We start from the raw sequence: 25,470 nt of genomic DNA, 5'->3' as shown, positions 1-25,470 counted from the left end.
CCTCCCGAAAGACGGTCGGTCATTTGGCAATGCCAACCCCGGAGCCCGCCATGCGCCTCGCTTTCATCCTCGCAGCCCTTCTCGGCAGCGCCTCGGCCCAGACCCTCATCGTGGGTAACAAGGCCGAGCACACGGTCAGTTTCGTCGATCTCGAGAGCGGGGAAGAAGTGGTCCGGCGCGAGACCGGCCGGTTCCCCCACGAGATCGTGGTCTCGCCGGACGGGGAACAGGTGGTCGTGGTCAGCTACCGCGGTCCGGGCTTCGATGGTGACGAGCTCTATCGCTTCGACGCCCGCACGGCCGAGCCGCTGGGTCCCGTGTCTCTCGACGGCTCGAAAGGGCCTCACGGGCTGAAATGGATCCCGAACACGGATCATGTGATCGTGACGACCGAGATCACCGAGGACGTCGTGATTATCGATCCCCAGCGGGGCCGCATCCGCGACAGGGTGAAGACCGACCAGCAAGGCTCGCACATGGTGGCGGTGAGCCCGGACGGTCTGAGGGCCTATGTCGCGAATATCGGCTCGGGCACCTTCACGGTGATCGACATCCCGGCCGCGAAAAAGCTTCGCGACGTGAAGGCTGGAGAGCAGACCGAAGCTATCGCGATCAGCCCGAGCGGACAGGAAATCTTTGTCGGCAACAATGGCTCGAAAAGCGTCATGATCTTCGATGCCGAGACGCTGGAGCTGCGCGATACGGTGGAGACGGAGGGGATTCCGATCCGCATCGAGATCAGCCCGGACGGCACGCTGTTCGCGGTGAGCCAGCCCGACCGGGGCAATGTCGTGATCTATCAGGTCGGTGACCTGCAACCCGCGGCGACGGTGGAACTTGGCGAGGGCACAGTGCCCGTGACCCTACTCTTCTCCCCTGAAGGTGACGTCCTCTGGGCGGCTGCGACCGGCGCGGAGAAGGTCTTCGAGATCGATATGGAGAGCTTCGATATCCTGCATAGCTTCGATGTCGGTCAGGGATCGGACGGCCTCGGCTATGCGCCCGGCGACGTAACGCCCTCGGAATAGTTATCCCCGCGCCGCGCGGCCGGGAGATACTGGCCTCCTGATACAAGGAGCCAGACCATGAGCCTCACCTCCGCTCGCCTCAGCCTGTCCTACCTTGCCGAGGCGCAGGCCCAGAAGCATGTCACCGTCAATGAGAGCTTCCGGCGGCTCGATGCGCTGGTGCACCTCAGTGTGAAGAGCGTCTCGATCGTCGCTGAGCCCGCCGCCAGCGACGGCGACGCCTACATCCTGCCTGCGGGCGCCACGGGGACCGACTGGGGCGGCCAGCCTGAGGGCACACTCATGGTGTTTCAAGAGGGTGCCTGGATCGCCATTGCCCCGGCCTCCGGCATGAGCGCGTATACAGAGGATGACGGCATTTTGCGCTATTTCGATGGCACCGGCTGGAAGCCTGTCAGCGAGCCTTCCAAGCTCGGGGTCAATGCATCTCCCGACGCGACAAACCGTCTCGCTGTTAAATCAGACGCGGTCCTTGTCAGCCATGATGACGTGACGCCCGGATCGGGCGACGTGCGGTTCGTGCTGAACAAAAGCGGGAGCGGTAACACCGCAACGCTGGTGTTCCAGTCGGGCTGGGCCGGGAAAGCCGAATTTGGCCTTGCGGGTACGGATGATTTCTCGATCAAGGTAGCCGATGATGGCGGCACGTTCCGCGACGCCATCGTCATCGACCGTCAGACTGGCGCGGTCAGCTTTCCCAACACGCCCTGATCACGCCTCGTCCGGAACAAAGGCCAGTGCGACACCGTTGTTGCAGTAGCGCAGGCCCGTCGGCTCCGGGCCGTCCTTGAAGACGTGGCCCTGATGACTGCCGCAGCGAATACAGTGATATTCCTTGCGCGGGTAGATCAGCTTGTAGTCCGTTTTGAAGCCCAGCGTGCCTTCATTGTAGTCGAAAAAGCTCGGCCAGCCGGTGCCTGAGTTGTATTTGTACTCGGATGGAAAGATCGGCAGGTAACAGCCGCGGCAAACAAATACGCCCTTGCGCTTCTCGTCATTGAGAGGCGAGCTGCCTGAGCGCTCGGTGCCTTCCTTGCGCATGACCCTGAATTCGGCGTCGGTGAGGCGCTCGCGCCATTCGCGCTCGGTCATGGCATCCCAGTCGACATCGCTCTCGCCGAGCGGGACAGGCTTGATATCGGACATCGGGCTCTCCTTGGATGATGGCTGCACGCGGGCACAGGACGCCGTAGGCAGGACAAGCCCTGCGGCGGAGGCGGTCAGGAACCAGCGGCGGTCGAACTTTATCATCGTCTTCTCCCCTAAGATGGCTCCCGGTCCGGGAAGGTCCATCACAGCGGCAACATCGCCACGGCGATGAAGACACCCGGCCAGATATTCGACTTGAAGAGGCGAAGGTTACGCGCTGGATCGTCGCGGTCGATCGAGGCGACCTGCCACGCGAAGTGAAGAGCAGCCGGTGCAAGCAGCCAGATCCACTCGCCTCGCCCCCCGGCAACGAGCGCACCCGCCGCGAGCAGGATCGTGGCCGTGTAGAAAAGCGCAACGCCTTTCCTGACATCGCCGCCGAGCCTTCGGGCGCTGGACTTGATGCCCGCAAGCGCGTCGTCCTCGATGTCCTGGAGCGCGTAGATCGTGTCATAGCCAAGGGTCCAGAAGATGCCTGCCGCATAGAGAAGCGCGGCGGGGAGCGGCACGCCGCCGCTGACCGCAGCCGCGCCGACAAGCACGCCCCAGTTGAAGGTGAGGCCGAGCCAGAGCTGTGGCCACCACGTGATCCGCTTCATGAAAGGATAGCCTGCCACAAGCGCAAGGCTTCCGATGCCGATGAGGATGGCTGGCAGCCCAAGCTGCAGGAGGACGGCAAGACCCACGAGACTGAGCCCGACGATAAGGGCGGTCGCGGCTTTCGGCGAGACCGCACCCGACGCGATCGGCCGGTTCCTTGTCCGCTCCACCGAACGGTCGAGGTCACGGTCCACGAGATCGTTGTAGGCGCAACCCGCCGAGCGCATGACGAAGCTGCCCACGGCGAACAACAGGAGCAGCCACCAGAAACGGCCTGCATCCATACCGTCCGGCCGCGCGGCGATCACGCCCCAGCTGCAGGGCAGGAACAGAAGCCACACCCCGATCGGCCGGTCAGCGCGCATCAGCCTGAGATAGGGACGAAGCCAGCTTGGCGATCGGTCAACGAGGCCGGGTTCGGCGTCGAGGGTCTTGTCGGCGGCAGCAGTCATGGCCGCCGCCTAGCAGGTGTTGCCTGCGATCAAAACGTGCCGGACAGCGTGATGCGGAAGACCTGGTTGTCGATCCGCTCCCGCGACTCGATACGGTTGAGCGCACTGGTATCGCGGCGATCGACGAAGATCGTCCGGTCCCGGACGTCTTCCTGGTTCAGCAGGTTCCCTGCACGGATGTTCAGGTTGAGGCCGTAGAAGTCCTTGTGCTCGACAAACAGGCTGAGGTTCGGCTGAGGCGTTTCTGCGCGGGACACTTCGTTGAACCGGTAGACAGTCCGCGGCGCCGCGTTGACCACACCGGTCCCCCACGCATACGGCGTGCCCGGGATGTCATGGCGGAAATTGACGAAGTAGGTCCATTGCTGAACGAGGCTGAAATTCCGGTCTTCGCCAGTCAGCGGGTCTTCAAGGCGGGAAGTCTCGCGGGTGCCGCGAAAGTCGATGCGGCCACCATCGAGGCCCCATCGTTTGGTGAAGACAGTCCCTTCGACCGTTGCCTTGGCCGAGCTGGCCTCGTCGATGTTGCCGACGGCATCGGTCAGCTGCAATGTTCCGTTCACGTCAGTCAGGATCACGATCCGGTCCACGCGGTCCTCGATGAGGGCGCCTTCGAGACGGAAGATGATCTTCTCCTTGTCGGAGAAACGTCGTTCGAGTTCGACCTCGCCTTCCCATGCCTGCTGCGGCACGAGGTTGACGTTGCCGCCCTGGATCCGTTCCTCGGTCAGGTCTGTCGAGTCCACGAAATCAGAAAAATCGAGCTGACCGACACTGCGCTCGATACGGGCGCGGAAATCGAGGTCATCTGTAAACGGATAGGCAACGGTCAGAAGCCCCTTGGGGCGGAAGAACTCGTCCGAACGGACGTTGCCTTCGCTATCCGCCTCGATCTGTGACCATTCCGAGCCGAGCGATGCCTGGACCGCAAGCTTCTTGCCAAGAGTAAAGCCGCGCGTGATCGAGCTTTGCGCCCGGATCTCGTCAACATAGGTCGGCGGCGTTAACGTCGGTGTGCCGTTGTTGATGACGAGGCTGCTGGTGTTGTCGAGAAAGTTGTAGGCAACCTCGCCTGCTAGCTCCCAGCTGACCTTCTTGTTCGTCTTCCACGCATATTCCGTGCGCAGAATGCTTTCGCCCGATTTGTCGTCATTGACGAAACGGGCGGTGAGGTCGGCGGCATTGGGGCGGGCCAGGGCGTTGATGTCATTGACGAGAGGCGCTTCGGTATAGTTCTGCGAGGCGATGACCTTGAGGCTCGCATCATCGCCCACACGCCTCGTGAGTTCGGCTGCAACGTTTGCGAACCATTGGTCTGCGGAAAGTTTTGATATCCGGACGCCGCCATCAAAGCCGAGCGAAGTCTCCTCCTGCTCGAGCGACAGGGTTCCGGCAGAGCTGCGCAGGTTCAGGGTCGTACGCTCGCCCACCGGAAATTCGAGCGCTGCAGTGATCGACGGTAGCTCGGTCGCAACACGCGTCCTCTCGAAACGGTCTTCATCCGGACGACCATCACCGAAGATGACGACCTCGGGCCCTTCCTCGAAGCTGCGGGAGCTTCCATTCGACAGGCCGAGGGTATAGTTGAGATCGCCGCGCTTGCCCGTGACCGAAACCGATCCGCGCGTGAAGAGAGGTTTGGCGCCGTGCTGGAACTCGGGGCTCCAGCGGAAGCTGCCGCTCATCTCGTTGCGCTCGAGAACCACATTGGCGACCTGGCCAGTCAGCCCCGTCACGCCCAAGGTTGCGGCATCGGCGATCTCGATCCTCTTCACCGCCTGGACAGGGGTGTTCTCAAGGATCTCGATCACGTCGGTATCCTTGGAGGTCACCCGCTCGCCGTTGATGAGGATGTTCGTACCGCCCTGGCCGAGGCCCCTGCCGCCGCCAGTCTCGCGGATCGAGAAGCCCGGAATCTGCTCGATCATGTCGAAGGCGGTCTGCGGCGCGAAACGCTCGAAGAACGCAGGCTCGTAGACTTGCCGCCCGCTGTCTTCCTGCGCCGCCGCCGCGCCGGTCAGGGCCAATACCGCTGCCCCTGCGAGCAACCCCTGCCGCACCAAATTGCTCACTGTCGTCCTCCGCGGCGTGCCCCGCCGTCCTTTGCCGCTCAAACAAGAGCGCTGCCCGGCAAGAAGGGTGGACCGATGCCCCGGTAAAAACAAGCCAATGCCAGTGTGGTTTTCGCCACATCTCAGAAATTACATGAGGAATCCGGTCAGAAAGTCCCGGATAGAGTCACCGAGAACCGCCGGTTATCGATTCGGGAACGCCGTTCGATCTCCTGCACGGGGCCATCGCGGAATTCGGCATAACGGGTACGGTCGACGGTGAACTCCGTGTTCACCAAGTTGCTCGCCCAGAGGCGCAGGTTCAGCCCATAGACATCCTTGTGCTCGACGAACGCCCTGACCCAGGGATCGGTCCGGTCGAAAACCGTGACCTCGTCAAAGCGGATGAGCACCTCTTCGGCCCGGTCGCTCAGGCCGGTGCCCCAAGCATAGGGGGTGTTCGGAATATCCTGGCGAAAATTGATATCGTAGTTCCATTCGGCAAGGCGGCTGAAATTGCGGCTTTCCCCGGTCAGGGGATCGTCGAGGGCCGAGGTCCTGCGTTCACCGGAGAAGTCGAAACGGCCACCAGTGAGCCCCCAGCGATCCGTGAGAAGGGTTCCTTCGACCGCGGCAGAGGCGAATCGGGCCTCGTCGATGTTGCCGACGGCATCTTGAAGGACGATGTTCCCGTTCCCGTCATCAGTCTCGATCAGCACACGGTCGACCCGGTCCTCAATCAGCGAGCCGCTCAGACGAAAGATGATCTTCTCGTCGTCGCCGAATTCCTTCTGGAGTTCGATCTCGCCGTCCCAAGACTGCTGCGGGACGAGGCCGGCATTGCCCGCATTGGCGCGGTCCTCGGTCAGGTTCACCGAATCGACGAAATCGAAGAAGTTGAGCTGGCCGACCTCGCGGGCGATCCGTGCCCTGATGTCGAAGCTCTCAGATACGGGATAGGCAAAGGAAACAAAGCCCTTGGGCCGGAAAAAGTCCTGCTCCCGGTTGCTCGCATCTCCGGAAACGGTCAGGCGGGACCATTCCGCCGCCGCCGATGCCTGCACGGACAGTTTCTCGCCGAGGACGAAACCGCGGGTGATGGAGCCTTGGCTGCGCAGTTCCTCGACCTTGGTGTCGGGAAAAGGCGTCGCCACGGCGCCGGGTCCTTGTCCGACGGTGAAAACGGCCTCGCGGTCGAGGAAGTTGTAGGCGGTCTCTGCAGCGATCTCCCAACTGACATCCTCGGCAGGTGCCCAGGAATACTCCACCCGGCCGATGGTCTCGCCCTCGTCATTGGTCTGGTCGAAAGACACGACGCTGACCGCCCCGGCTGGAGAGACCGTCAGGGCTTCGTTGGAGAATGGGCTGTGCTCGAACCGCTGGTAGCCGATGAGCTTCAGCGTGCCGGGGCCCGTCTTGCGGCTGAGTTCAGTGGAAAGGTCCGCGTTCCACTCGTCCTCGCCATTGAGGGCCCGGCGGAACTCACCGGTGGAGCGCTCGGACCGCTCCTGCGATTCGAAGGACTGAGACTGCGCCGAGCCGGTCACGTTCAGCGAGGTGCCCTCACTGAGGTCGAAATCGATAACCGCGGTGAGGCGCGGCGATTCCGCGCGCACGCTTTCATGCTCGAAACGCTCTTCGATGAGGTTTCCATTGGGGTCGAGGAGCAGCTCGGGACCCTCTTCGAAACCGCGCCGGGCATTGTTCTCGAAGCCGAGCGTGTAAGCGAGATTGCCTTTCGTGCCCGACACCGAAACCGAACCCTGTGTCAGGTTCGGGCGCGCGCCGTTCCTGAACTGCGCACGGTACTCAAAGCTCCCGCTCACGGTGGAGCGGTCGAGCACCACGTTCGCCACCTGACCGGTGAGGCCGGTCACACCGAGCGTCGCGGCATCGGTGATCTCGATCCTGACGACCGCGCTGGCGGGCGTGCGGTTCAGGATGTCGAGCGCGTTCGTGTCCTTGGACGTCACCCGCTCGCCATCGATCAAGACGTTCGTGCCGCCCTGGCCGAGGCCGCGTCCGCCACCTGTCTGGCGGATCGAGAAACCCGGCACCTGTTCGAGCATGTCGCTGGCGGTCTGGGGAGCGAAGCGCTCGAAATATTCCGGTTCGAAAACCTGAAAGCCTCCAGATTGCCCGTCGCCCTGCGCGGACGCGGCCATCGGTGCAAAGGCGAGCAGCGCAACAGCGCTCAGGAGTGCGGCGTTCGGCAAGACTTTCCTCCGGTGAACCGACGCGCTTCGTCCCGGCGCTTTCTGGTTCATAACTGGGAGCCAATAACACCGGTCATCTGGCCGCTCCAAGCTTACGCTTGCGTAACGAAAACTGTGTTGCGGCATCGTTCGTCCAAGTAAGATGGCAGCCCTCGCGAGCAAGGTTCTCGCCGCAGCATCTGGACAATTCGCCCGTGTCCGGCTTTAGGCAGGCTTCGAGTAGGAGACGGCTTTTCAAGATGGCTGAACGCACCCCTTCGCGCCAACAACCCGACAGCTTCGAATGGAGCCCCGAGAACAAGTCGTGGTGCGAGGAACAGATCAAGAAGTTCCCCGAAGGCAGACAGGCTTCGGCAGTGATCCCGTTCCTGTGGCGTGCGCAAAAGCAGGAAGGCTGGGTGTCGATCGCGGCGATGGAAACGATCGCCAAGCAGCTCGATATGCCCTACATCCGGGTCTACGAGGTCGCGACATTCTACACGATGTTCAACCTCAAGCCGGTCGGGAAATACTACGTCCAGCTCTGCGGCACGACGCCCTGCATGCTCCGCGGCGCGGAGGACCTCGTGGAGGTCTGCAAGGACGTGATCGGCCCCCAGAACACGATCACTCCCTCGGGCAATCTGTCATGGATAGAGGTCGAGTGCCTGGGTGCCTGCTGCAACGCGCCAATGGTCCAGATCAACGACTACTACTACCAGGACCTCACGCCCGAGATTTTCCGGGATATCCTCATGAAGCTTGACCGCGGCGAATATGTGGAGCCGGGCGTCTTCAATGATGGCCGTCACACCTCCGACCCCGAGGGCGAGAACACGACCCTGACCAGCGACGAAATCTACAAGGGTGAGCAGGCGAAACCGCTCACCAAGCTGCCGAACACCGACGCAGCGTAAGCGCGGGGGACGCTAGAACGTCCCCTGCACATTGAACCCGACGATGGCTTTGTAATCCCGTGAACGCGCTTCACGGAAGAGCACGGGTGACTGGTCGCGAAAGCCGTCATAGACCGTGCGCTCGAACCGCTCGTCCATGTCGAGCAGGTTTACCACGTAGCCAGTCACGTTCAGCCCGAAAAAATCCTTGTGCTGGATGAAGATCTCGGTCTGCGGCTGGCTGAAGCTCTGGAAGCTGGTCTGCAGCGCCTGCGGGCGGTTCTCGAACTCGAGGTGGGTGATCTCCGCGCCATAGGCATAGTCCGTATTGGGAATGTCTTGGCGGAAGCCGATGTTTGCAAAGTAGCGCAGCTGGCCCGAGAAGGGTCGCGATTCACCGGTCAGTGGGTCGTCGATCTCGCTGAAGTTCCGCTCACCGCGGAAATCAACGCGTCCACCCTCGATCCCCCAACGGTCGAGCAGCGTCGTGCCTTCAACCTCGAGCGAGAGTTGGCGCGCCTCATCGATGTTGCCGACAGCCTCCTCACCGTCGATGACAATATTGTCGACGCGGTCCTCGATGAGAGACAACGTGGTGCGGAAGACAACCTTTTCCTCTTCTGCCCAGCGGCGTTCGACCTCCAGTTCGCCATCCCATGACTGCTGTGGGACGAGATTGGTGTTCCCTGCCTGCGTCGTCTCGTCATTGAGGTTCTGGGAGCTGACAAAAGCGAAGAAATTGAGCTGGCCTACAGAGCGTTCGATCCGCGCCCTGATGTCCATGTCCTCTCCAAATGGATAGGCGAGGCTGACGAACCCCCTCGGGCGGAAGAAGCTGCGCGGCTCACCCTCGACCGTCCCCGTCCGGGACTGGATCTCGGAATATTCAGAGCCGAGGGAGCCCTGGAACGCGAGTTTCGGGCCGATCTTGCGGCTGTAAGTGACGGATGACTGGATCCGGTCCTCGGTCACTTCGACATCGTCGAAATCCGTGCGGACCACCGTCCCGCTCCCATCCGTCGCGAAAGCGCTTTCGTTATCGAGGCTGTTGAAGGCGTACTCGGCCGCCAGCTCCCATGACCGGTCCTTGGGCCGCGGGATCGCGTATTCCACGCGCGCGATGGTCTCTGTCTCGTCAGAGGTCTGGAAAAAGTGATCCGTCTGCAGAAGGGTCCCGGTGTCGAATGCCTGCAACTCGTTGACGAATGGGCTGTGTTCGTAGCGGTGATAGGCAATGATCTTCGCATCCCCGGGGCCAATCGTCTTGGTAAGATCGCCTGACACTTCAGCGTTCCACTCGTCCTCACTGTTGCGGTTGACACGGACGAAATCGTCGGGACGCTGGGAAATTTCCCGGCCGTCGAACTCGAAGAGAACCCCCGAGCCGGTGAAGTTGTACTGAAGCGTCTCCTTCTTGCCGCCGGAGAGGTTCACCGTGATCGACGGTCGGTCACCGAAGAACTGCCCGTCCTCATACCGGGTTTCGGTCAGCTCCCCATCTGGCCCGAAGACGTATTCGGGGCCTCGATTACCGTTGCGGAAGGGGCTGCTTTCGAGGCCCACCGTGTACGCCATTCCGCCTGCCTTGCCGCTGAAGGACACTGAACCTGCATGGAGGCGTGGCGGCAGGCCGTGGCGGAACTGCGGGTTCCACTCCCAATTGCCCGTCAGCTTGTCCTGCTCGGTCACCACATTCGCGACCTGCCCGGTCAGGCCGGTGACGCCGAGGCTCGCGGCGTCGGAAATCTCGATACGGACGACAGAACTCGCCGGGGTCCTGCCGAGGATTTCGAGCGGGCCGGTATCCTTTGCAGTGACACGCTGACCATTGATCAGGACGTTGGTGCCGCCCTGCCCGAGGCCGCGGCCATCGCTGTTGTTGCGAACGGAGAAACCCGGCACCCGGCGCAGCATGTCGAGGGCCGTCTGGGGCGCAAAACGCTCGAAGAAGCGCGGTTCAAAGACCTGCCTTCCATCGACCTCCGTCTGGGCGAGCGCGATTGTTAGCAGCAGGCACAGGGGCAGTGCCGCCGCAAAAAACTTGCGTGCGTTCAATGTGATAGCTCCGAAGTCCTCGTCGCGCCCCGACCGGGCGCCTTACCGTTTTCCGATATGGTCGGGGTATCACCGATTGGAACCATCATCCATCGGCGCAGCTGACAAAAAGACTACATCTGTGGTCAAACGGCATTACAGTTGCGTCACCTTGCCGCAGGACGGGCACTCTCGGGCCTTTCTGAACAAGTGGAAACGGGCCTTCGTTCGCCAGGCAGGCAACGATCCCTCCGCCTGATGGGAGAAAACACCGATGCTGATGACACTGGCCACTGCCGCATGCTGGGTGAGCCTTCTCGCGCCGGCCCTGGCAGAGGAACGCACCATGGAGGCCGATAGGCAAGCGATCGAAGCCGCCGTCATGGACTATTTCGAAGGCCAGGGCGAGCGGAGCGCCGAGCGCCTCAACCGTGCCTTCCATGCAGAGACCGCGCAGATGGTCGGCGTGCTGAGCGCCGAGGACGGCGGGACAGAGATTCGCAGCTGGGCGATGCGCGAGACGATACCGCGCTGGTCCGAGGGCGAACCATCGACCGCAGAGCGCAAGGGAGAGATCCTGTCGATGAACATCGCAGACGGGCGCCTCGCCACGGTCATGTTCGATAGCGATGGCCGCTTCTTCGACGCCCTGACCCTCGCGAAGATCGATGGAGAGTGGAAGATCGTGCAGAAGGTCTTCATCAGGCAGGACCAGTAAGGCCACCGATGATCCGTTTTTTGAGTATTCTCATTGCCGCTCTCGTCCTCGTGGGATCAGCCTCGGCGGAGAAGAGGATTGCGCTGACCTTCGATGATGCCCCCCGCGGTGATGGACCCGTCCTGTCCGGCGCCATGCGGACCGATATGCTGGTCCGCCGCCTGTTCGAGGCTCGCGCAGTGCCGTCGGCCTTCTTTGTCACGACCAAGGGCTTCGAGGAGGGCCTCGACGGGGTCGAGCGGATCGAGACCTATGCGGCGGCAGGACACCTGATCGCCAATCACTCGCACAGTCATCCGTGGCTGCATCAGACGGACGTCGAGACTTATCTTGCCGACATCGACGAGGCAGAGCGGCGACTCGCGCGGTTCGAGAACCGGCGTCCTTGGTTCCGGTATCCCTTTCTCGATGAAGGGCGCCAGGACGTCGAAAAGCGCGATGCCGTGCGCGAAGCACTGGCTGAGCGCGGCCTGATGTCAGGCTATGTCACCGTCGATACCTATGACTGGCATATCGACCGGCGATGGAGACAAGCGGCGGCGGAAGGCAAATCCGTGAACCTCGCAGCCCTGCGCGAGGTCTATGTCAGCATGATCGTCGACGCTGCCGAGCATTACGATGCCATGGCGGAGGAATGGCTGGATCGTCAGCCTGCGCATGTTCTCCTGCTGCATGAAAACGACCTCGCAGCGCTCTTCATTGGCGACGCGGTAAAGGCCCTGCGGCAGGCGGGATGGGAGATCATCTCTCCCGATGAAGCCTATGACGATCCGATAGCGGACGAGCTGCCGGAAACGACTTTCTCCGGCATGGGCCGGGTGGCTGCGCTGGCCGCGGACCGCGGTGCATCCGGGGCGGAGGTTTTTGACCATTGGTCAGCGGACGAAGCGGCCATCGACGCGAAGCTCGAGGAGCGCGGCGTCTTTTCCGACTAGACCATGGCGATGATTCCGCCTACCGCCGCCGCAACGCCCAGGAAGGCGATGAGCATCAAGAGACCGTCCCCGACAAGAAGGGCGAGACCGAAAAGCGCGACCGTCGCCATCGGTATCGAACTTGCGAAGGGGACAAGCTCCAGCGGCGGAACTGTCAGGCAGAGACAGACAATAAGGAACGCGGCCAGCTTGACCGCCGGGTTCCGGACCAGCGGCCGGAAGCGCGCCTTGGTATGCCGGTCGAGCCATCGCGCGACGGGGCGGATCTTGCTGTCCGCCGCTTCGATCCAGTCGCCGCGCAAACGCTGTCTCTCGATGAAGCCCGGTACCCAGACATGATCGCGGCCTGCGAGGATCTGCAGCGCGGTGGTCAGGATCAGGAAAGCGATCAGGGTCGGAACGCCGGGAATACTTCCGATCGGCGTCAGCTCGATGAGTGCGGGAACGAGCAGCAGCGGACCATAACTCCTGCGCCCGAAGGCATCGAGGACCGTGGCGACGGAAACCTTGCCGGTTCCGGCGTCGCTGCTGGATGCGACCGCCTGCTCGAGACGGTCGAGCGCATCCTCCACTCCCTGGATCGGCTCGCTCATGCCCAGCCAACGGACGGCGCGGGCGGGAAGTTCCGGGGGTTGCGCTAGCCCCAGTTCAATTTCGACTTGTCGCCGCCAGCCCAGGCCAAAACCTTGGGGTTCATTACCCTGAACCATAATGGCGGGATCAGGCTCATCGTGATGCAGCCGGGATAGCCGGAAGGCAGGCGCGGCAGCTCCTCGAAATTCCGCAGGCACTGATAGGGTCGCATCGGGTTGGCATGATGGTCCGAGTGGCGCTGGAGATTGATCTCGAGGAGGTTCGAAACGGTGTGGTTGGTGTTCCACGAGTGGTGCGGCTGGCAAGGCTCGTACCGGCCGTTCGGAAGCTTCTCGCGCTTGAGGCCGTAATGTTCGATATAGTTCACCATCGTCAGTGCAAAGAATGCAAGGAAGTGGTGGGCGATGATGAAGGGCAGCGCGGCCCAGCCGAGCCAAGCGACCATCGCAGCCGCGATCAGCACGGTGATGGCGTAGGACTGCAGGATCTCGTTGTGATGGGAGAAGACCGGCTGCCCGCGGTTCCTGAGGCGCTTGGCCTCCTGCTTCCAACCGCCGACGAAGGCGCCGATGATGTCACGGAACATGAAGGCATAGACGGTCTCGTTCATTCGCGCCGACGAGCAATCCTCAGGCGTGGCGACATTCACGTGGTGCCCGCGATTGTGCTCGATGCAGAAATGTCCGTAGCCGATCAGGCCGAGCGCCAGCTTGGCGATGTTACGGTCGAGCCTGTTGGTCCTGTGACCCAGCTCATGGGCGATGATGAGGACTTGCCCGCCGCCAATTCCAATCGTGTAGAGGAACGGCAACATCGCCCAGACCGGTAGCCCGTCTACGAGAAGCATGATGCCGAAGACGAAATTCAGGAAGTAGACCGGCAGGGAGGCGAAAATGATGTTCGTGTAGAAACGGTCCGCTGCCAAGCGCTCGAAATCCTCCGGCGGAGGATTGGTCAGGTCCTCGCCGACCACCGCATCAAGGATCGGTATACAGATGAAAAACCAGATGAAGGGAAGGACAGCGATCCAGGGTTGCTGCCCGAACGCGTAATAGGCCGCGACGCATATTGTCGGAACCATCGCACTGGGGATGCCCAAGAGGAACATCCATTTGCGCGGCGCACGAATGACGTCAGTCGGTTTGTGGTCTAGCCGGAGCGTGGTGGACATTGTCAGCCCTCCAATCAAGAGGTGCTGACATTATCTGATAGAACTCGCGAGTTCTATACTTCCAACATTCTGGCAGCCGAACAGTATTATTCAGCCGGGTTGATGATTTCCGTCAAAGCGCACATAATTCAATGGCTTCGCTGATGCCGGACATGCCGAGATAGCGCGCGGCGCGCACCGGCATGTCCGTGGCGATGACATCGAGACCTGCTTGCTCGAGCACTTTATAGAGCCCGACCTCCCCTTCGGCCGCGCGGCGGTCGATGTTTCTCAGCGCGCCGCCTGAGGCCGAAATGTCGAGCTCGCCAAGCGCCTCGTAGAGATCCGGTTCGAGTTCGTCGATGATGCCGGTCCACGCGATCAGCCGCTCTCGGTCGAGGCCACGGCTGCCGAGGGAGGCGACGTCGGAATATTCATCGATCCCCGCGATCACAGTGATGTTGTCACCGGCCTCGGCGGCGATCACGGCGCCATTGTCGTTATAGGTGATGATCGCCGCGTAGCTTTCCGCCCCAGCCCGCTCGACCGCGCGCACGACCTTGGCAAGGCCCACCCCGCGCTTGACATCGAGCTGCAGGATGGTCCGGCCCCGCATGGCTTCAAGCGCCTCGTCGAGGGTCGGTACCCTATACTCCGTCAAGCGACCGTCAGCGTCGACAAGGCGGAGCGCCTTGATCTCAGCCAGCGTCATCTGCGACGCGTTGCCCGTACCATTGGTCGTCCGGTCCACCGTGTCGTCATGGAGCAGGATCAGGACACCATCCGCGGTCTCGCGCACATCCGTCTCGATAAGCGCGGGGACCTCCGACAGGGTATGCAGGAAGGTCTCGATAGCGTTTTCGGGATAGCCGGGCGCTGGCCCACCGCGGTGCGCGCTGACAATCGCGGCCTTCCCCTCCATGCAGGACATGAAAGAGGCCGCCGTGGGGTGTCCGGTCGCGTCGAGCACCGGCACCTCCCAAGCAGCGACATCCGGCGCCAGCGTGTCGCCGCAAGCGCTCAGAGAGAGGGCCGTAAAGGCCGAAAAAACCAGACGTTTCATCGCAGAACTCCCTGTCGGCGGCGCGTTAGAGTGGAACTTTTCCGTTCTCAAGCGTCCTATGCACAGGCGAACTGGCCCCTGCGCCCACGGACCGCCTTGCGTCCCGCGCCCCGGCGCTTTAGCAGCTGCCGGACAGATTTCTCCGAGTGTTCGAGACCCTATGCTCCAGGACAAAGACCGCATCTTCCAGAACCTCTATGGCCTGAAGGACCCGTTCCTCGAAGGCGCCAAGCAGCGCGGCGCGTGGAACGCGACGAAGCTGATGCTCGACCAGGGTCCCGAATGGATCATCGAGCAGGTGAAGGAATCCGGCCTGCGCGGCCGCGGGGGCGCAGGCTTCTCCACTGGTCTCAAATGGTCCTTCATGCCCAAAGAGGTGAAGGACCGTCCGCACTACCTCGTCGTCAATGCTGACGAGTCGGAGCCCGGCACCTGCAAGGACCGAGAGATCATGCGGCACGATCCGCACCTCTTCATCGAGGGCTGTCTCGTCGCCTCCTTCGCGATGAAGGCGCATACCTGCTACATTTATATCCGCGGCGAATACATCCACGAACGCGAGCAGCTCCAGAAGGCCATCGACGAAGCCTATGCGGCGAAGCTGATCGGCAAGGACAACATCCATGGATGGCCGTTCGATCTCTATATCGCTCACGGTGCAGGCGCCTATATTTGCGGTGAAGAAACGGCACTGCTCGAAAGCCTAGAGGGCAAGAAGGGGCAGCCGCGCCTGAAGCCGCCCTTCCCGGCGGGTGCCGGCCTTTATGGTTGCCCCACCACGGTGAACAATGTGGAGTCGATCGCGGTCGTCCCGACGATCCTCCGCAGAGGCGCCGACTGGTTCAAGAGCTTCGGCCGACCGAACAATCACGGCACGAAGCTCTTCTGCATCTCGGGCCACGTGAACAAGCCGTGCAACGTGGAAGAAGAGATGTCGATCCCGCTCCGCACACTGATCGACCGGCATTGCGGCGGCGTGCGTGGCGGCTGGGACAACCTCAAGGCTGTGATCCCGGGCGGATCGTCCGTACGCTGCATCAACAAGGAAATTGCCGACGATGTCCTGATGGACTTCGACGCCCTGCGCGAGCATGGCTCTGGTCTTGGTACTGCCGCCGTCATCGTCATGGACAAATCCACCGACATGGTGAAGGCGATCGCCCGCATTGCGTACTTCTACAAACACGAGAGCTGTGGTCAGTGCACGCCATGTCGCGAAGGCACCGGCTGGATGTGGCGCGTCCTCACCCGCATGGCGAAAGGCGATGCGGAAATGCACGAGATCGACAAGCTGCTGGATGTGGCTGGCCAGATCGAAGGTCACACGATCTGCGCGCTGGGCGATGCTGCTGCATGGCCGGTGCAGGGCCTTATCAAGCATTTCCGCCACGAGATCGAAGAGAAGATCACGAACTACCGCCGCAGCCCCGGACAGGTGGCGCTGCCCCACGTAGCGGCTGAATAGCCTTGTTCCACGTCCCGGGGCGGCGCGACACGACCGTCGCGGGTTCCGGGACACCGGCATCCAGTCACCTGCGGGCTTTGAGGCTGGTCGCCACCGAGCAGCCGTCGCGATCGCCTAGCTACCGCCAAGGATCTCCTTGTAGATCCTGAGCATGGCCTCACCCTTCTTCTTCCAGGCAAAGTGCTGCTCGACACGCTTGCGGCCAGCCTGGCCCATGCTCTTGATACGGTCCATGTCGCCGCCGAGGTCGCGCATGGCGTTGGCAAGGGCGTCGGAGAAACCCTGCCTGCTGGTCGGCTCGATGAGGATTCCGGTCTCCGGCGTCACATAGTCGGACGGCCCGCCCCAGTCGCTCGCGATCACGGCACGCTCCATCGCCATCGCCTCGAGGACGACGGCACCGCCGCATTCATAGAGGCTTGGCAGGACGAGGACATGGCTGTCCGCGACCCGCGCCGTGATTTCGTCCTGAGGCACCCGGCCAGTGAAGGTCACGCGGTCCTCGAGCCCTCGCGCCTTGGCAAAGCGTTCGAGCCTGCCACGCTCCGGCCCGTCGCCACAGATCGTCAGCGTCTCGCCGGCATCAAGGCGGGAAAAGGCATCGAGCAGGATGTCGACGGCCTTCCAGTTGACGAGCCGCCCGACGAAGATGAACCGCGCCGGGCCTTCAGGCAGCGGGCTGCTCGCCTGCCACTGGTCGAGATCGACGCCGTTCTCGATGAAATGGGTCACCCGCCCGCGGTTTACGCCCTCGGGCAAGCCTTCTTCCGTTCGCTGATTGGAGACCAGGATTCGCGCGGCATTCGGCTTGCCGGGCAGCAGCCTGTGCGTGAAGGCGCTCAGCCCCCTTGCCATCTCTTCGGCGGCCTCTGATCCGTCGCCATAGTCTTTCGCGAAACCGTCAGGGAACCTCATGTTGCCGTTCAGAGGGCCGATCACGACTGGCACGGTTTTGTGCGTTACCGGTGACGCCAGCCGCGGCGAGACCGGGATCACCTGATGGATGAGGTCGAACCCTTCAGCATCCACCTTGCGCCGAACTTCCTTGCCAAGGCGCATCATCGAAAGGAGCGACAGGAGGAACCCGCTCGCGCGCCAGGCGAACCCCTTGGCGCCTTTCTGGAAGCGCCAGACCGCTCTCTCACCGCTGGAGTCAGCGACATAGGAGATCGGCATCTCCGCATAAGGAGAGTCTTCGAGTTCCGCGCGACAGCGCTCATGGGTCAGCAGATGGGCGTCGACGCCCAGCGCCCGAAGCTCGCGCAGCCAGTGGAGCGGCAGGATCGCCTCTCCGCCCATGCGTGCACTGGCGTTGGGTGCGACAAGGAGCACGCGCATCCGAGCGCTCCTTAATCGGGGATGTAGGGCTGGAGGATTTCTTCCGTCTTCCGCGCCATCTCGATGAGGCGGGCATCGGCGTCAGCGACACTTTCCTCCGGGTCAATCGGCGTCATCAGGCGCACCATGGCACCGTCAGAACGCTGACGGGTCGCGACATCCCAGATCAGTCCGAGCTTCATGTTGATCTCGTCGGCGTAGTAGCGGCCGCGCTGATCGTACCAGTAGTAGACGAGGTAACGGACCTGTCCGTTCTTCATCACGATGCGGTTGTAGGGATGGCCGAGGGGGTTGTTTTCGCCATCACTGACGATCCCCTGCTGCTGGAATTCCCATCCGCCACCCGGCAGGCACTGCCGCGGCGAGTGCCAGCTGTTGCCATCGCGCTGGGAGTCCAGCCACGCCACGTAGAGATTGTACTGTTCATTCTCGGGGTTGACGAGATTGAGCACGATGTAGTCGTCCGCACCGAGCGCCTGCTCGGTCTCGACATCGAGGGGTGATTCCTGGACCTGCCAGCCGGGGAATTCGAGCGGCAGGCTGACGAAGCGCTCGCGCTCCGGCACGCGAAGCTCGTCCTCGCTGGTGTGGAGCAGGACGGCGGAGATCGCGACACCGGCAGCGGCGACACCGGCCACCACCATGAAACGGTTGCGCTCGAACGGCTGCGCGGGACGGATCGGCTTTGCTTCAGGCAGGCCGAGCGTCCCAAGAACGTTCTTCTGGCCAGAGAGACGCGCGACCAACCAAACGACGAACAGAAGGATCGCGATGCAGAGGAGGAAAACGACCCAGCCTTCGAAGAAGTGGAGAAACCCTTCGGTATGCTGGCTGCCGTAGTTTTCCGACAGGACGCCGGTGATAGCGATCCGGAAGCTGTTCATCACGATCGTGATCGGGATCGTCGACAGGATGATGATGGCCCGCTGCCAGAATGGCCCCTTGTAGAAATAGGCCGCGAGCGCACCGAGACTGAGGAACGGGAAAAGATAACGCAGGCCGGAGCACGCCTCGACGACCTGCAAGTTCAGGGTCGGCAGTTCGATGACGTTGCCCGACAGCGCCACCGGCACATCGAACATGCGGATCATCGCGACGCCGAGCTCCGACGACCAGAGCTGGAACTGCCACGAGGTGACCGTGATGATCCAGAAGGGCGGCGGGATCATGAAGACAAGATAGGCGAGCGGGAAGAAACAGAGGCGCAGGAGCGAAACGCCGCCGACAACGAGCGCCACGCCGAAGAAGCTGACGAACAGGCCGATATGCTGGAGCAGGTGAATGTGGGTTGTTTGGTAGCCCCAGACGAGGATCACCGAGAAGGCGAGGATCGCCACGCCAAGCCAGCTCGACGGGCCCATGCTCTGCCGGATCGCATCGCGCCTGTCCCACAGCATCCAGGCCGTGATGAGAGGAATAAAGTATGAGTGGCTGAGTTCTTTCTGATTGCCCCAGCGAAGCCACAGATTGGCCAGCGACTCATGGAACAGGAACACGAGGGCCAGGACGAGCCCTGCGGAAACCGCGTAGACGGGCCCATCGCGCTCGATGCGAGACGGCGTTTGGACAGTTGTACTCACAGGACCCTCGACGCTTTCCCGCCCCAGAACGTTCGCGAAATTCGTTACGGAAATTGCGTAAGCGAAGCGATAAGGACAGGCAACTCAACACAATCTCGCCTGGCCCGGTGCAAGCAGCGCACCACTTGGTCTGGCGCCGATGCGCTATCCAGCGCGACTGGCATTGCCGATGGTCACGCCACCGTCAGGAGCGACCCTAAAACCTCTGGCGCTCGGGCGTCTCATCCTCTAGCTCGCCTCGGAAAAGCTTCAGCGATTTGTTTCTCGAATGACCGAACTGCGCACCATCAAAGTCAATGGCCGCGAGATCGACGTCGATCCGCGCCTCACCCTGCTCCAGGCCTGCGAGGAAGCGGGCGAGGAAATCCCCCGCTTCTGCTACCATGAGCGGCTGTCGGTCGCGGGCAATTGCCGGATGTGCCTGATTGAGGTGAAGGGCGGGCCGCCCAAGCCCGTGGCATCCTGCGCCCAGAACGTGCGCGACCTGCGCCCCGGTCCGGAAGGCCAGCCGCCGGAGCTCTTCACCAACACCCCGATGGTCAAGAAGGCCCGCGAAGGTGTGATGGAGTTCCTGCTTATCAACCACCCGCTGGACTGTCCCATCTGTGACCAGGGCGGCGAATGCGACCTGCAAGACCAAGCCGTCGCCTATGGCCGGGACGACTCCCGGTTCGAAGAGAACAAGCGCGCGGTCGAAGAGAAATACATGGGCCCGCTGATCAAGACGATCATGACCCGCTGCATCCAGTGCACCCGCTGCGTCCGCTTTGCGACAGAAGTGGCGGGCGTGGATGACCTCGGCCTCGTCAATCGCGGCGAGAATGCAGAGATTACCACCTATCTCGAGAAGGCCGTCGCTTCGGAACTGACCGGCAACCTGATCGACGTTTGCCCGGTGGGTGCGCTCACCTCCAAGCCCTACGCCTTCACGGCGCGCCCTTGGGAGCTGAAGAAGGTCGAGACGATCGACGTCATGGATGCTGTCGGCTCGAACATCCGCATGGATGTCAAAGGCCGCCAGGTCATGCGCATTCTTCCGCGCATCCATGACGACGTGAACGAGGAATGGCTGGCCGATAAGAGCCGCTTCATCTGGGACGGCCTCGCCAAGCGCCGCCTCGACCGTCCTTATATCCGCGAAGGCGGCAAGCTGCGTGCTGCGAGCTGGAACGAGGCGTTTGACGCCATCGCCGCCCGCCTCGAGAACACCGCGCCCGAGAAGGTTGCGGCAATCGCGGGCGACCTCGTCGCCACCGAGCCGGTGAAAGCCCTCAAGGACCTGATGGCTGCAATCGGGACGCCGCACACGGATTGTCGGCAGGACGGCTCGACAATCGGCGTGAAGCCCAATGGCGAGAGAGCGCCCCGCGCTTCCTATACCTTCGCGCCGACGATCGCCGGTATCGACGAGGCGGACGCGATCCTTCTCATAGGAACCAATCCGCGAATCGAAGCGCCGCTGATCAACGCCCGGATCCGCAAGAACTGGCTCGCCAAGATAGACTTGCAGGTGGGTGTCATCGGCGAGCGCCGGGACCTGACCTACGACACGACACATATCGGAGCAGGTGCGGACAGCCTGAAAACGCTTACCGATGGCCAGCACAGCTTCCTTGAGACGCTGAAAAAGGCCGAGCGTCCGATGATTGTCGTCGGTGCCGGTGCACTGGCCCGGAAAGATGGCCAGGCGGTGATGGCATCCGCCCTCAAGCTGGCTGAGAGCGTCGGTGCGCTTGGCGGCGAATGGAACGGCTTCGGCGTCCTGCACAACGCGGCGGGCCGGGTCGGTGCCCTCGACCTCGGCTTCCTGCCTGGCGAGAACGGCCGCGACTTCCACGCCATCCTCGACGGCGCGCGGACCGGCGAGATCGAGGTTGTGTACAATCTGGGCTGTGACGAAGCGGACCTTTCGGGCCTCGCCGATGCCTTCGTCATCTACCAGGGCCACCATGGGGACGCAGGCGCGAGGGTCGCCGATGTCATCCTTCCGGGTGCCGCCTATTCGGAACAGCCGGGCCTGTATGTGAACACGGAAGGCCGGGTGCAGATGGCGAACCGTGCCTATTTCCCCTTCGGCGAAGCGAAAGACGACTGGGCGATCCTGCGGGCGCTTTCCGAGCGGCTCGGCAAGACCCTGCCCTATGACGACCTCTTCGCCCTTCGTCAGGCCATGATCGAAGATGCGCCGAGCTTTGCCGGCCTTGACCAGGTCGATATCGGTGATGCACCCAGCGCTTCCGATTGGGAGGGCGCAGGCGAGCTGTCGAGTGATGTCTTCGGGCCGGTCTTCGAGGACTATTACAAGACCAACCCGGTGGCCCGAGCTTCGGATATCATGAGCGAGTGCTCGGAGACGCTGACACCGAAAACCCCGCTGATCGCAGCGGAGTGAGCCTCCCGGACACGGATCAAAAAAAGGGGGCCTCGGGGCCCCCTTATCGTTTGCGCATCCAATAGATGATCCAGGCCAGGCTATACCCGGCCACGGCCCCGAAGATCGTGATCCCCGCACCTGCGGAGAACCCCAGCAGCGAGGCGATCTCGGGATCGAGCCCCGTGAAATCGTAGCGCCGGTTCTGGATGCGCTCGACAAGGATCATCACCGGATCAGCATGTCGAACGAACCGCCCCACATCCAAGCGGATTTGCGGGCCTGCCTGACGAGCTCATCGAGGCCCTGCCAATCAATCCATGTCGCCGGGATCGTCACCACGATGATGCCCAGCCCGGCAAGGACCAGCCACCTGCCGGAGATCTCGCCTTCCTGCAACGACGCCATCATCCCGCCGAGGATGAACAGGATGACTGCGAAAATCCATTTCAGCTTGGTTCGATGGGGCATGACTGATCCTCCCCGTCGTGAAAAATGTCTTCAATAGGTCGGCCGAAGACGCGCGCAATCTTGAACGCGAGCGGGAGGCTTGGATCATACTTGCCGACTTCGATGGCATTGACCGTCTGCCGAGACACGCCGAGTTCCTTCGCCAGGTCAGCCTGGGTCCAGCGCCGTTCGGCGCGCAGCACACGGAGCGTGTTGTCCATCCTGTCCCTACGCACGCGAAGCGTGACCCGGTGAATGCCGGGCCACGGATTTGATCAGAAACCCGGCCCTTCGACCTTGTAACCGCGCGCAGCGAGAAGCTGTGGCACGCCATCCGCACCGACCAGGTGGCCCGCACCGACGGCGACGAAGTCATTGCCGCTTCCCTCGAGTTCCTCGGCAAGCTGCTCGACCCAATCTTGGTTCCTTTTCACGAGGAGGACCTGGTAAAGCTCTTCGGAGACATCGCGGATTCCGCCGATGACGAACTCCTCAAGGCCAGAGACATCACCGGATGCCCAGTCCTCCGCGAACTCCTTCAGCTCCTTCTGGCCGCTCTCCATCTGTTCGAGGGTCGCCTCGAGGAACATGATCTCGACATCCTCCGGCAGGCTGCCGAAGAAACCGAGCTGCTGCGCCACGGTTTCAAGGCCCCGTTCCTTCTCGTCGGGCGTCTCTGCGGCGACAACGGTCTCGACACCTGCGCCGGGGGTGAAACCGTCGCCCATCAGGTCCATCACGCTGAGATTCACGGCCGCGAACCACGGACGCATTGGCTCGAGCGCCTGCATCGGCAGGCCAACTTCCGTCGCTGCTGCTTCGAGTTCCGCGTAAAGTTCCGGACTCAGACGTTCCGACAACGGCTTGTCCGGCGACATGCCGTATTGCAGGGCCAGTTGCTGCATCTGCGCCTGGTCGTTCATCTCTGTTGGAAGGATCTCGAACCAGACCTCGTCGGCTTCCGCCAGGGCGGCCTCATAGGCTTCGCTCTTCCACTCGAGGTCCTCGGGCAAGACGTGGATTGTCGGGAACAGCACCATTTTGCTGTCCTCGTCGGAGACGACCCAAAATGGTGCGCCGGCCGACATGGTATCCGCGACCATCGTCCCGGTGCTGTCCGCCTCCGCGGCTTCCTCTGCCTGCTGACCACAGGCCGCCATCAGGGCGAGCACGCTGATCCCCAGCGCCTTATTCAGAAATCGCATTTTGTTTCTCCTCATGCGAACCGCTTCGGGACAGCATAGGCGCAAGGAACGCAACACGGCCGGCCCAGCCTGCCACCGCCACCCGGCGCCGGCGAATCATCGAGAGACCGACAAGCCCCCCGCCCAGCCAGAAACAGGCTTCCGCGATCATGGCAAGCGCTGCCGTGGCAGCCAGCACGCGGTCGGGTTCCCATTGTTGCTCAACCGCCGTCACCCCAAGGGCCACGGCTCCGAAAACGGACATCGCCGATCCCGCAAGAAGTGTCAGACCGACTGCCTTGGCCCCGAACATGTCGCCTTCCCTTTTCCTGATGACAAGGAAACTTTCCTTATCACGATTCCGTTTGTCAAGCATCATTGACCCGAGACTGTCCCGGCATGCTGTCGCAGGACCAAGGCTGTCCCTCTGCGGCTTCCATGGTAGAGCGAGGCATGACCCAAGCTTTTCGCCTCGAGCATGACGGCCCCGTCGCCACCCTCACCCTGTCCAATCCGGAGAAACGCAACGCCATGGGCGCGGCTTTCTGGGAAGACCTTCCCGACCAGGTCGACGCGCTCTCGGCGTCAGGTGAATGCCGCGCGCTGGTGATTGCCTCGGAGGGGCCTGTGTTCACCTCGGGCATCGACCTGGGCATGTTCACCACGGTGCAGAAGGACGACCTGGGCCCGGCCAAGGGGCTCGATTTCTACCGGACGGTCCTGCGTATGCAGCGCGCCTTCAACGCCCTCGAAGATGCACGGATGCCCGTCATTGCCGCCATCCAGGGCGGATGCATCGGCGGCGGTGTCGATCTCATCACGGCCTGCGACATCAGATTGTGCACGGAGGATGCGTTCTTCACGATCTTCGAGATCAATATCGGGATGACTGCCGATGTCGGGACCTTCCCCCGGATCCTCAACCACCTGCCCGAAGGGATCGTCCGTGAACTGGCCTATACAGGCCGGAAGATGCTAGCCGACGAAGCCTTGCGCCACGGCCTCGTGAACCGCGTCCTGCCTGACCATGAGGCCTGCATCGCGGCGGCAAAGGAAATGGCAGCAGAGATCGCGAGCAAAGCACCAATGGCCGTGCACGGATGCAAGGACATCATCACCTATTCGCGCGATCACACCACCGCAGAAGCACTCGACCGCATCGCTTTGTGGAACGCGTCGATGCTCCAGCCGTCGGAGCTGATGGCGGCCATGGCGGCGAAGCAGACCGGCCAGCCCGGACAGTTCGCGCCGCTGCCACCTCTCCGCAAGGTGGACGGAAGGGACTAAGCCCTTTCTGCGGCAGCGATTTTCCGCCGCGCTGCCTTGACAACGGGGAGTTCGAGCAGCTTCCCGTCAAGCAGAGCGACGCCGCCCTTGGCCTTCTCGAACGCCTCGACGACTCGCCGTGCCTGGGCAAGTTCCTCCGCAGTCGGCGCGAGAGCCTCGTGGATCGGGCCAAGCTGCGCGGGGTGGATCGCAGCGCGCGCGTGAATGCCGAGAGCCTGCGCCCTTCGGGTCGACTCCTTCAGTCCTTCAGGGTCCTTCACGTCCAGATAGGGCACGTCGAAGAGAACCTTCCGTGCGGCGCCAAAGGCCGCGGCGCAGCGCGATCGCCCGTAAAGGTGGGCCTCCCAGGAAAGGTCGCAGCCGATCTCGCCGGCAAGGTCGATAGCGCCGTAGATAGCTCCGCATACGGCGGGATGGTCAGCGATCGCCTCCGCCATGCCTAAGGAGCGTGCCGTCTCCATGACGACGATGATCCTGTCCTGGCCGAAGGCATCACACAGCTGGTCGATCTCGGCGATGGCGGTCGGCTTCGGCATCATCACGAAATCGACACCTTCCGCAGCCCTGAGCGAGGCGAGATCATCAGCCCACCACGCGCTGTCCGGGCCATTGACGCGAAGGCCTAGCGGCGCAGGCCGCCCGTCCTTGGCCGCAAGATAACCAAGCGTCGCGGAACGCGCTTCGTCCTTGCCCTCTGGAGCCACCGCATCTTCAAGATCGATACAGACAAGGTCCGCCCCCGCCGCGACAGCCTTGTCGAATCGGTCAGAACGGGCACCTGGCACGAAAAGAAGGCTACGCCACAGGCTCGGGTCAAAGGCAGTCATCACGGTGTCTCCCACGGCTTGTCCCGGCTGATACGCGGCTATGCAGGGTGCCGCAACGCCCGGAACAGATTGCAGCGCACGCAAAATTGCGTAGTGTTTTTTG

General features: G+C 62.4%; 24 protein-coding genes. 8 read left to right on the top strand and 16 right to left on the bottom strand.

The features are described from left to right. The first annotated feature begins 50 nt into the window (after positions 1-50). Both IE053_RS00520 and IE053_RS00515 read left to right on the top strand, forming a co-directional pair. Positions 51-1,028 (top strand): YncE family protein, encoded by a 978-nt coding sequence (locus tag IE053_RS00520; RefSeq protein ID WP_189570415.1) that lies wholly within the window; start codon positions 51-53, stop codon positions 1,026-1,028. A 57-nt stretch (positions 1,029-1,085) separates the two neighbouring features. Next, entirely contained in the window at positions 1,086-1,739 is a 654-nt protein-coding gene (locus tag IE053_RS00515; protein WP_189570413.1) for a DUF2793 domain-containing protein, read from the top strand. Here IE053_RS00515 and msrB read toward each other — a convergent pair whose 3' ends face one another. The 4 genes from msrB to IE053_RS00495 form a co-directional block, all read right to left on the bottom strand. Continuing rightward, positions 1,740-2,279: a peptide-methionine (R)-S-oxide reductase MsrB gene (msrB, locus tag IE053_RS00510; RefSeq protein ID WP_229785995.1), complete on the bottom strand. Its 540-nt coding sequence runs from the start codon at positions 2,277-2,279 to the stop codon at positions 1,740-1,742. A 41-nt stretch (positions 2,280-2,320) separates the two neighbouring features. Continuing rightward, positions 2,321-3,229 (bottom strand): 4-hydroxybenzoate octaprenyltransferase, encoded by a 909-nt coding sequence (gene ubiA, locus IE053_RS00505; protein ID WP_189570411.1) that lies wholly within the window; start codon positions 3,227-3,229, stop codon positions 2,321-2,323. A 29-nt stretch (positions 3,230-3,258) separates the two neighbouring features. Next, positions 3,259-5,301, bottom strand: a complete 2,043-nt coding sequence (locus IE053_RS00500; RefSeq protein ID WP_189570409.1) for a TonB-dependent receptor — start codon at positions 5,299-5,301, stop codon at positions 3,259-3,261. 146 nt (positions 5,302-5,447) lie between these two features. Next, complete coding sequence (locus IE053_RS00495) at positions 5,448-7,496, bottom strand: TonB-dependent receptor plug domain-containing protein (RefSeq protein ID WP_189570407.1); 2,049 nt, start codon at positions 7,494-7,496, stop codon at positions 5,448-5,450. A gap of 239 nt (positions 7,497-7,735) precedes the next feature. On the opposite strand from IE053_RS00495, the gene nuoE reads away from it, so the two are divergent. After that, positions 7,736-8,392, top strand: coding sequence for an NADH-quinone oxidoreductase subunit NuoE (gene nuoE / locus IE053_RS00490; protein WP_189570403.1), 657 nt, complete (start codon positions 7,736-7,738; stop codon positions 8,390-8,392). Between the two features lie 12 nt (positions 8,393-8,404). On the opposite strand, the gene IE053_RS00485 is transcribed toward nuoE, so the two are convergent. Beyond that, positions 8,405-10,426: a TonB-dependent receptor plug domain-containing protein gene (locus IE053_RS00485; protein ID WP_189570401.1), complete on the bottom strand. Its 2,022-nt coding sequence runs from the start codon at positions 10,424-10,426 to the stop codon at positions 8,405-8,407. A 253-nt stretch (positions 10,427-10,679) separates the two neighbouring features. Between IE053_RS00485 and IE053_RS00480 the strand changes: the two genes are divergently transcribed. Both IE053_RS00480 and IE053_RS00475 read left to right on the top strand, forming a co-directional pair. Next, positions 10,680-11,123 carry a nuclear transport factor 2 family protein gene (locus tag IE053_RS00480; RefSeq protein WP_189570400.1) on the top strand — a complete coding sequence of 148 codons (444 nt, stop codon included), beginning with the start codon at positions 10,680-10,682 and terminating at the stop codon, positions 11,121-11,123. Between the two features lie 8 nt (positions 11,124-11,131). Continuing rightward, positions 11,132-12,058: a polysaccharide deacetylase family protein gene (locus IE053_RS00475; RefSeq protein ID WP_189570397.1), complete on the top strand. Its 927-nt coding sequence runs from the start codon at positions 11,132-11,134 to the stop codon at positions 12,056-12,058. Here the strand turns inward: IE053_RS00475 and IE053_RS00470 are convergent. The 3 genes from IE053_RS00470 to IE053_RS00460 form a co-directional block, all read right to left on the bottom strand. Beyond that, positions 12,055-12,651: an exopolysaccharide biosynthesis protein gene (locus IE053_RS00470; protein ID WP_189570395.1), complete on the bottom strand. Its 597-nt coding sequence runs from the start codon at positions 12,649-12,651 to the stop codon at positions 12,055-12,057. The two genes, IE053_RS00475 and IE053_RS00470, sit on opposite strands and share 4 nt — an antisense overlap. A gap of 44 nt (positions 12,652-12,695) precedes the next feature. Then, positions 12,696-13,823 (bottom strand): alkane 1-monooxygenase, encoded by a 1,128-nt coding sequence (locus tag IE053_RS00465; protein ID WP_189570393.1) that lies wholly within the window; start codon positions 13,821-13,823, stop codon positions 12,696-12,698. 112 nt (positions 13,824-13,935) lie between these two features. Beyond that, positions 13,936-14,865 carry a glycerophosphodiester phosphodiesterase family protein gene (locus IE053_RS00460; protein WP_189570391.1) on the bottom strand — a complete coding sequence of 310 codons (930 nt, stop codon included), beginning with the start codon at positions 14,863-14,865 and terminating at the stop codon, positions 13,936-13,938. 160 nt (positions 14,866-15,025) lie between these two features. On the opposite strand from IE053_RS00460, the gene nuoF reads away from it, so the two are divergent. Continuing rightward, complete coding sequence (gene nuoF, locus IE053_RS00455; RefSeq protein WP_189570389.1) at positions 15,026-16,330, top strand: NADH-quinone oxidoreductase subunit NuoF; 1,305 nt, start codon at positions 15,026-15,028, stop codon at positions 16,328-16,330. A 114-nt stretch (positions 16,331-16,444) separates the two neighbouring features. On the opposite strand, the gene IE053_RS00450 is transcribed toward nuoF, so the two are convergent. Both IE053_RS00450 and xrtD read right to left on the bottom strand, forming a co-directional pair. Beyond that, complete coding sequence (locus IE053_RS00450; protein WP_189570387.1) at positions 16,445-17,668, bottom strand: glycosyltransferase family 4 protein; 1,224 nt, start codon at positions 17,666-17,668, stop codon at positions 16,445-16,447. An 11-nt stretch (positions 17,669-17,679) separates the two neighbouring features. Continuing rightward, positions 17,680-19,248 (bottom strand): VPLPA-CTERM-specific exosortase XrtD, encoded by a 1,569-nt coding sequence (gene xrtD / locus IE053_RS00445; protein ID WP_189570385.1) that lies wholly within the window; start codon positions 19,246-19,248, stop codon positions 17,680-17,682. A 277-nt stretch (positions 19,249-19,525) separates the two neighbouring features. Here xrtD and nuoG point away from each other — a divergent pair, with 277 nt between their 5' ends. Continuing rightward, positions 19,526-21,640, top strand: a complete 2,115-nt coding sequence (gene nuoG / locus IE053_RS00440) for an NADH-quinone oxidoreductase subunit NuoG (protein WP_189574586.1) — start codon at positions 19,526-19,528, stop codon at positions 21,638-21,640. Between the two features lie 43 nt (positions 21,641-21,683). Here the strand turns inward: nuoG and IE053_RS00435 are convergent, their stop codons facing one another. From IE053_RS00435 to IE053_RS00415, 5 genes are read right to left on the bottom strand one after another with little or no spacing between them, the layout of a single operon-like run. Next, on the bottom strand, positions 21,684-21,851 hold the full coding sequence (locus IE053_RS00435) for a hypothetical protein (protein WP_189570383.1): 168 nt from the start codon (positions 21,849-21,851) through the stop codon (positions 21,684-21,686). After that, positions 21,848-22,090: a hypothetical protein gene (locus tag IE053_RS00430; protein ID WP_189570381.1), complete on the bottom strand. Its 243-nt coding sequence runs from the start codon at positions 22,088-22,090 to the stop codon at positions 21,848-21,850. Before IE053_RS00430 ends, IE053_RS00435 begins: the two co-directional genes overlap by 4 nt. Beyond that, positions 22,069-22,290, bottom strand: a complete 222-nt coding sequence (locus tag IE053_RS00425; RefSeq protein ID WP_189570379.1) for a helix-turn-helix transcriptional regulator — start codon at positions 22,288-22,290, stop codon at positions 22,069-22,071. Before IE053_RS00425 ends, IE053_RS00430 begins: the two co-directional genes overlap by 22 nt. A gap of 54 nt (positions 22,291-22,344) precedes the next feature. After that, positions 22,345-23,274, bottom strand: coding sequence for a TraB/GumN family protein (locus IE053_RS00420; protein ID WP_189570377.1), 930 nt, complete (start codon positions 23,272-23,274; stop codon positions 22,345-22,347). Beyond that, the gene (locus tag IE053_RS00415) at positions 23,258-23,566 is read right to left on the bottom strand and encodes a hypothetical protein (RefSeq protein WP_189570375.1); all 309 of its coding nucleotides are present in this window, start codon (positions 23,564-23,566) and stop codon (positions 23,258-23,260) included. Before IE053_RS00415 ends, IE053_RS00420 begins: the two co-directional genes overlap by 17 nt. A gap of 140 nt (positions 23,567-23,706) precedes the next feature. Between IE053_RS00415 and IE053_RS00410 the strand changes: the two genes are divergently transcribed. Then, complete coding sequence (locus tag IE053_RS00410; protein WP_189570373.1) at positions 23,707-24,540, top strand: enoyl-CoA hydratase-related protein; 834 nt, start codon at positions 23,707-23,709, stop codon at positions 24,538-24,540. Here IE053_RS00410 and IE053_RS00405 read toward each other — a convergent pair. Continuing rightward, a complete protein-coding gene (locus tag IE053_RS00405; protein WP_189570371.1) occupies positions 24,537-25,367 on the bottom strand; it encodes an HpcH/HpaI aldolase/citrate lyase family protein in 831 nt (276 codons plus the stop codon). The two genes, IE053_RS00410 and IE053_RS00405, sit on opposite strands and share 4 nt — an antisense overlap. Positions 25,368-25,470: the final 103 nt, after the last annotated feature.

Origin of the sequence: Parvularcula lutaonensis (assembly GCF_014651915.1) — a bacterium.
Classification (GTDB): domain Bacteria; phylum Pseudomonadota; class Alphaproteobacteria; order Caulobacterales; family Parvularculaceae; genus Parvularcula; species Parvularcula lutaonensis.
This window is presented reverse-complemented; position numbering and strand designations above follow the sequence as displayed.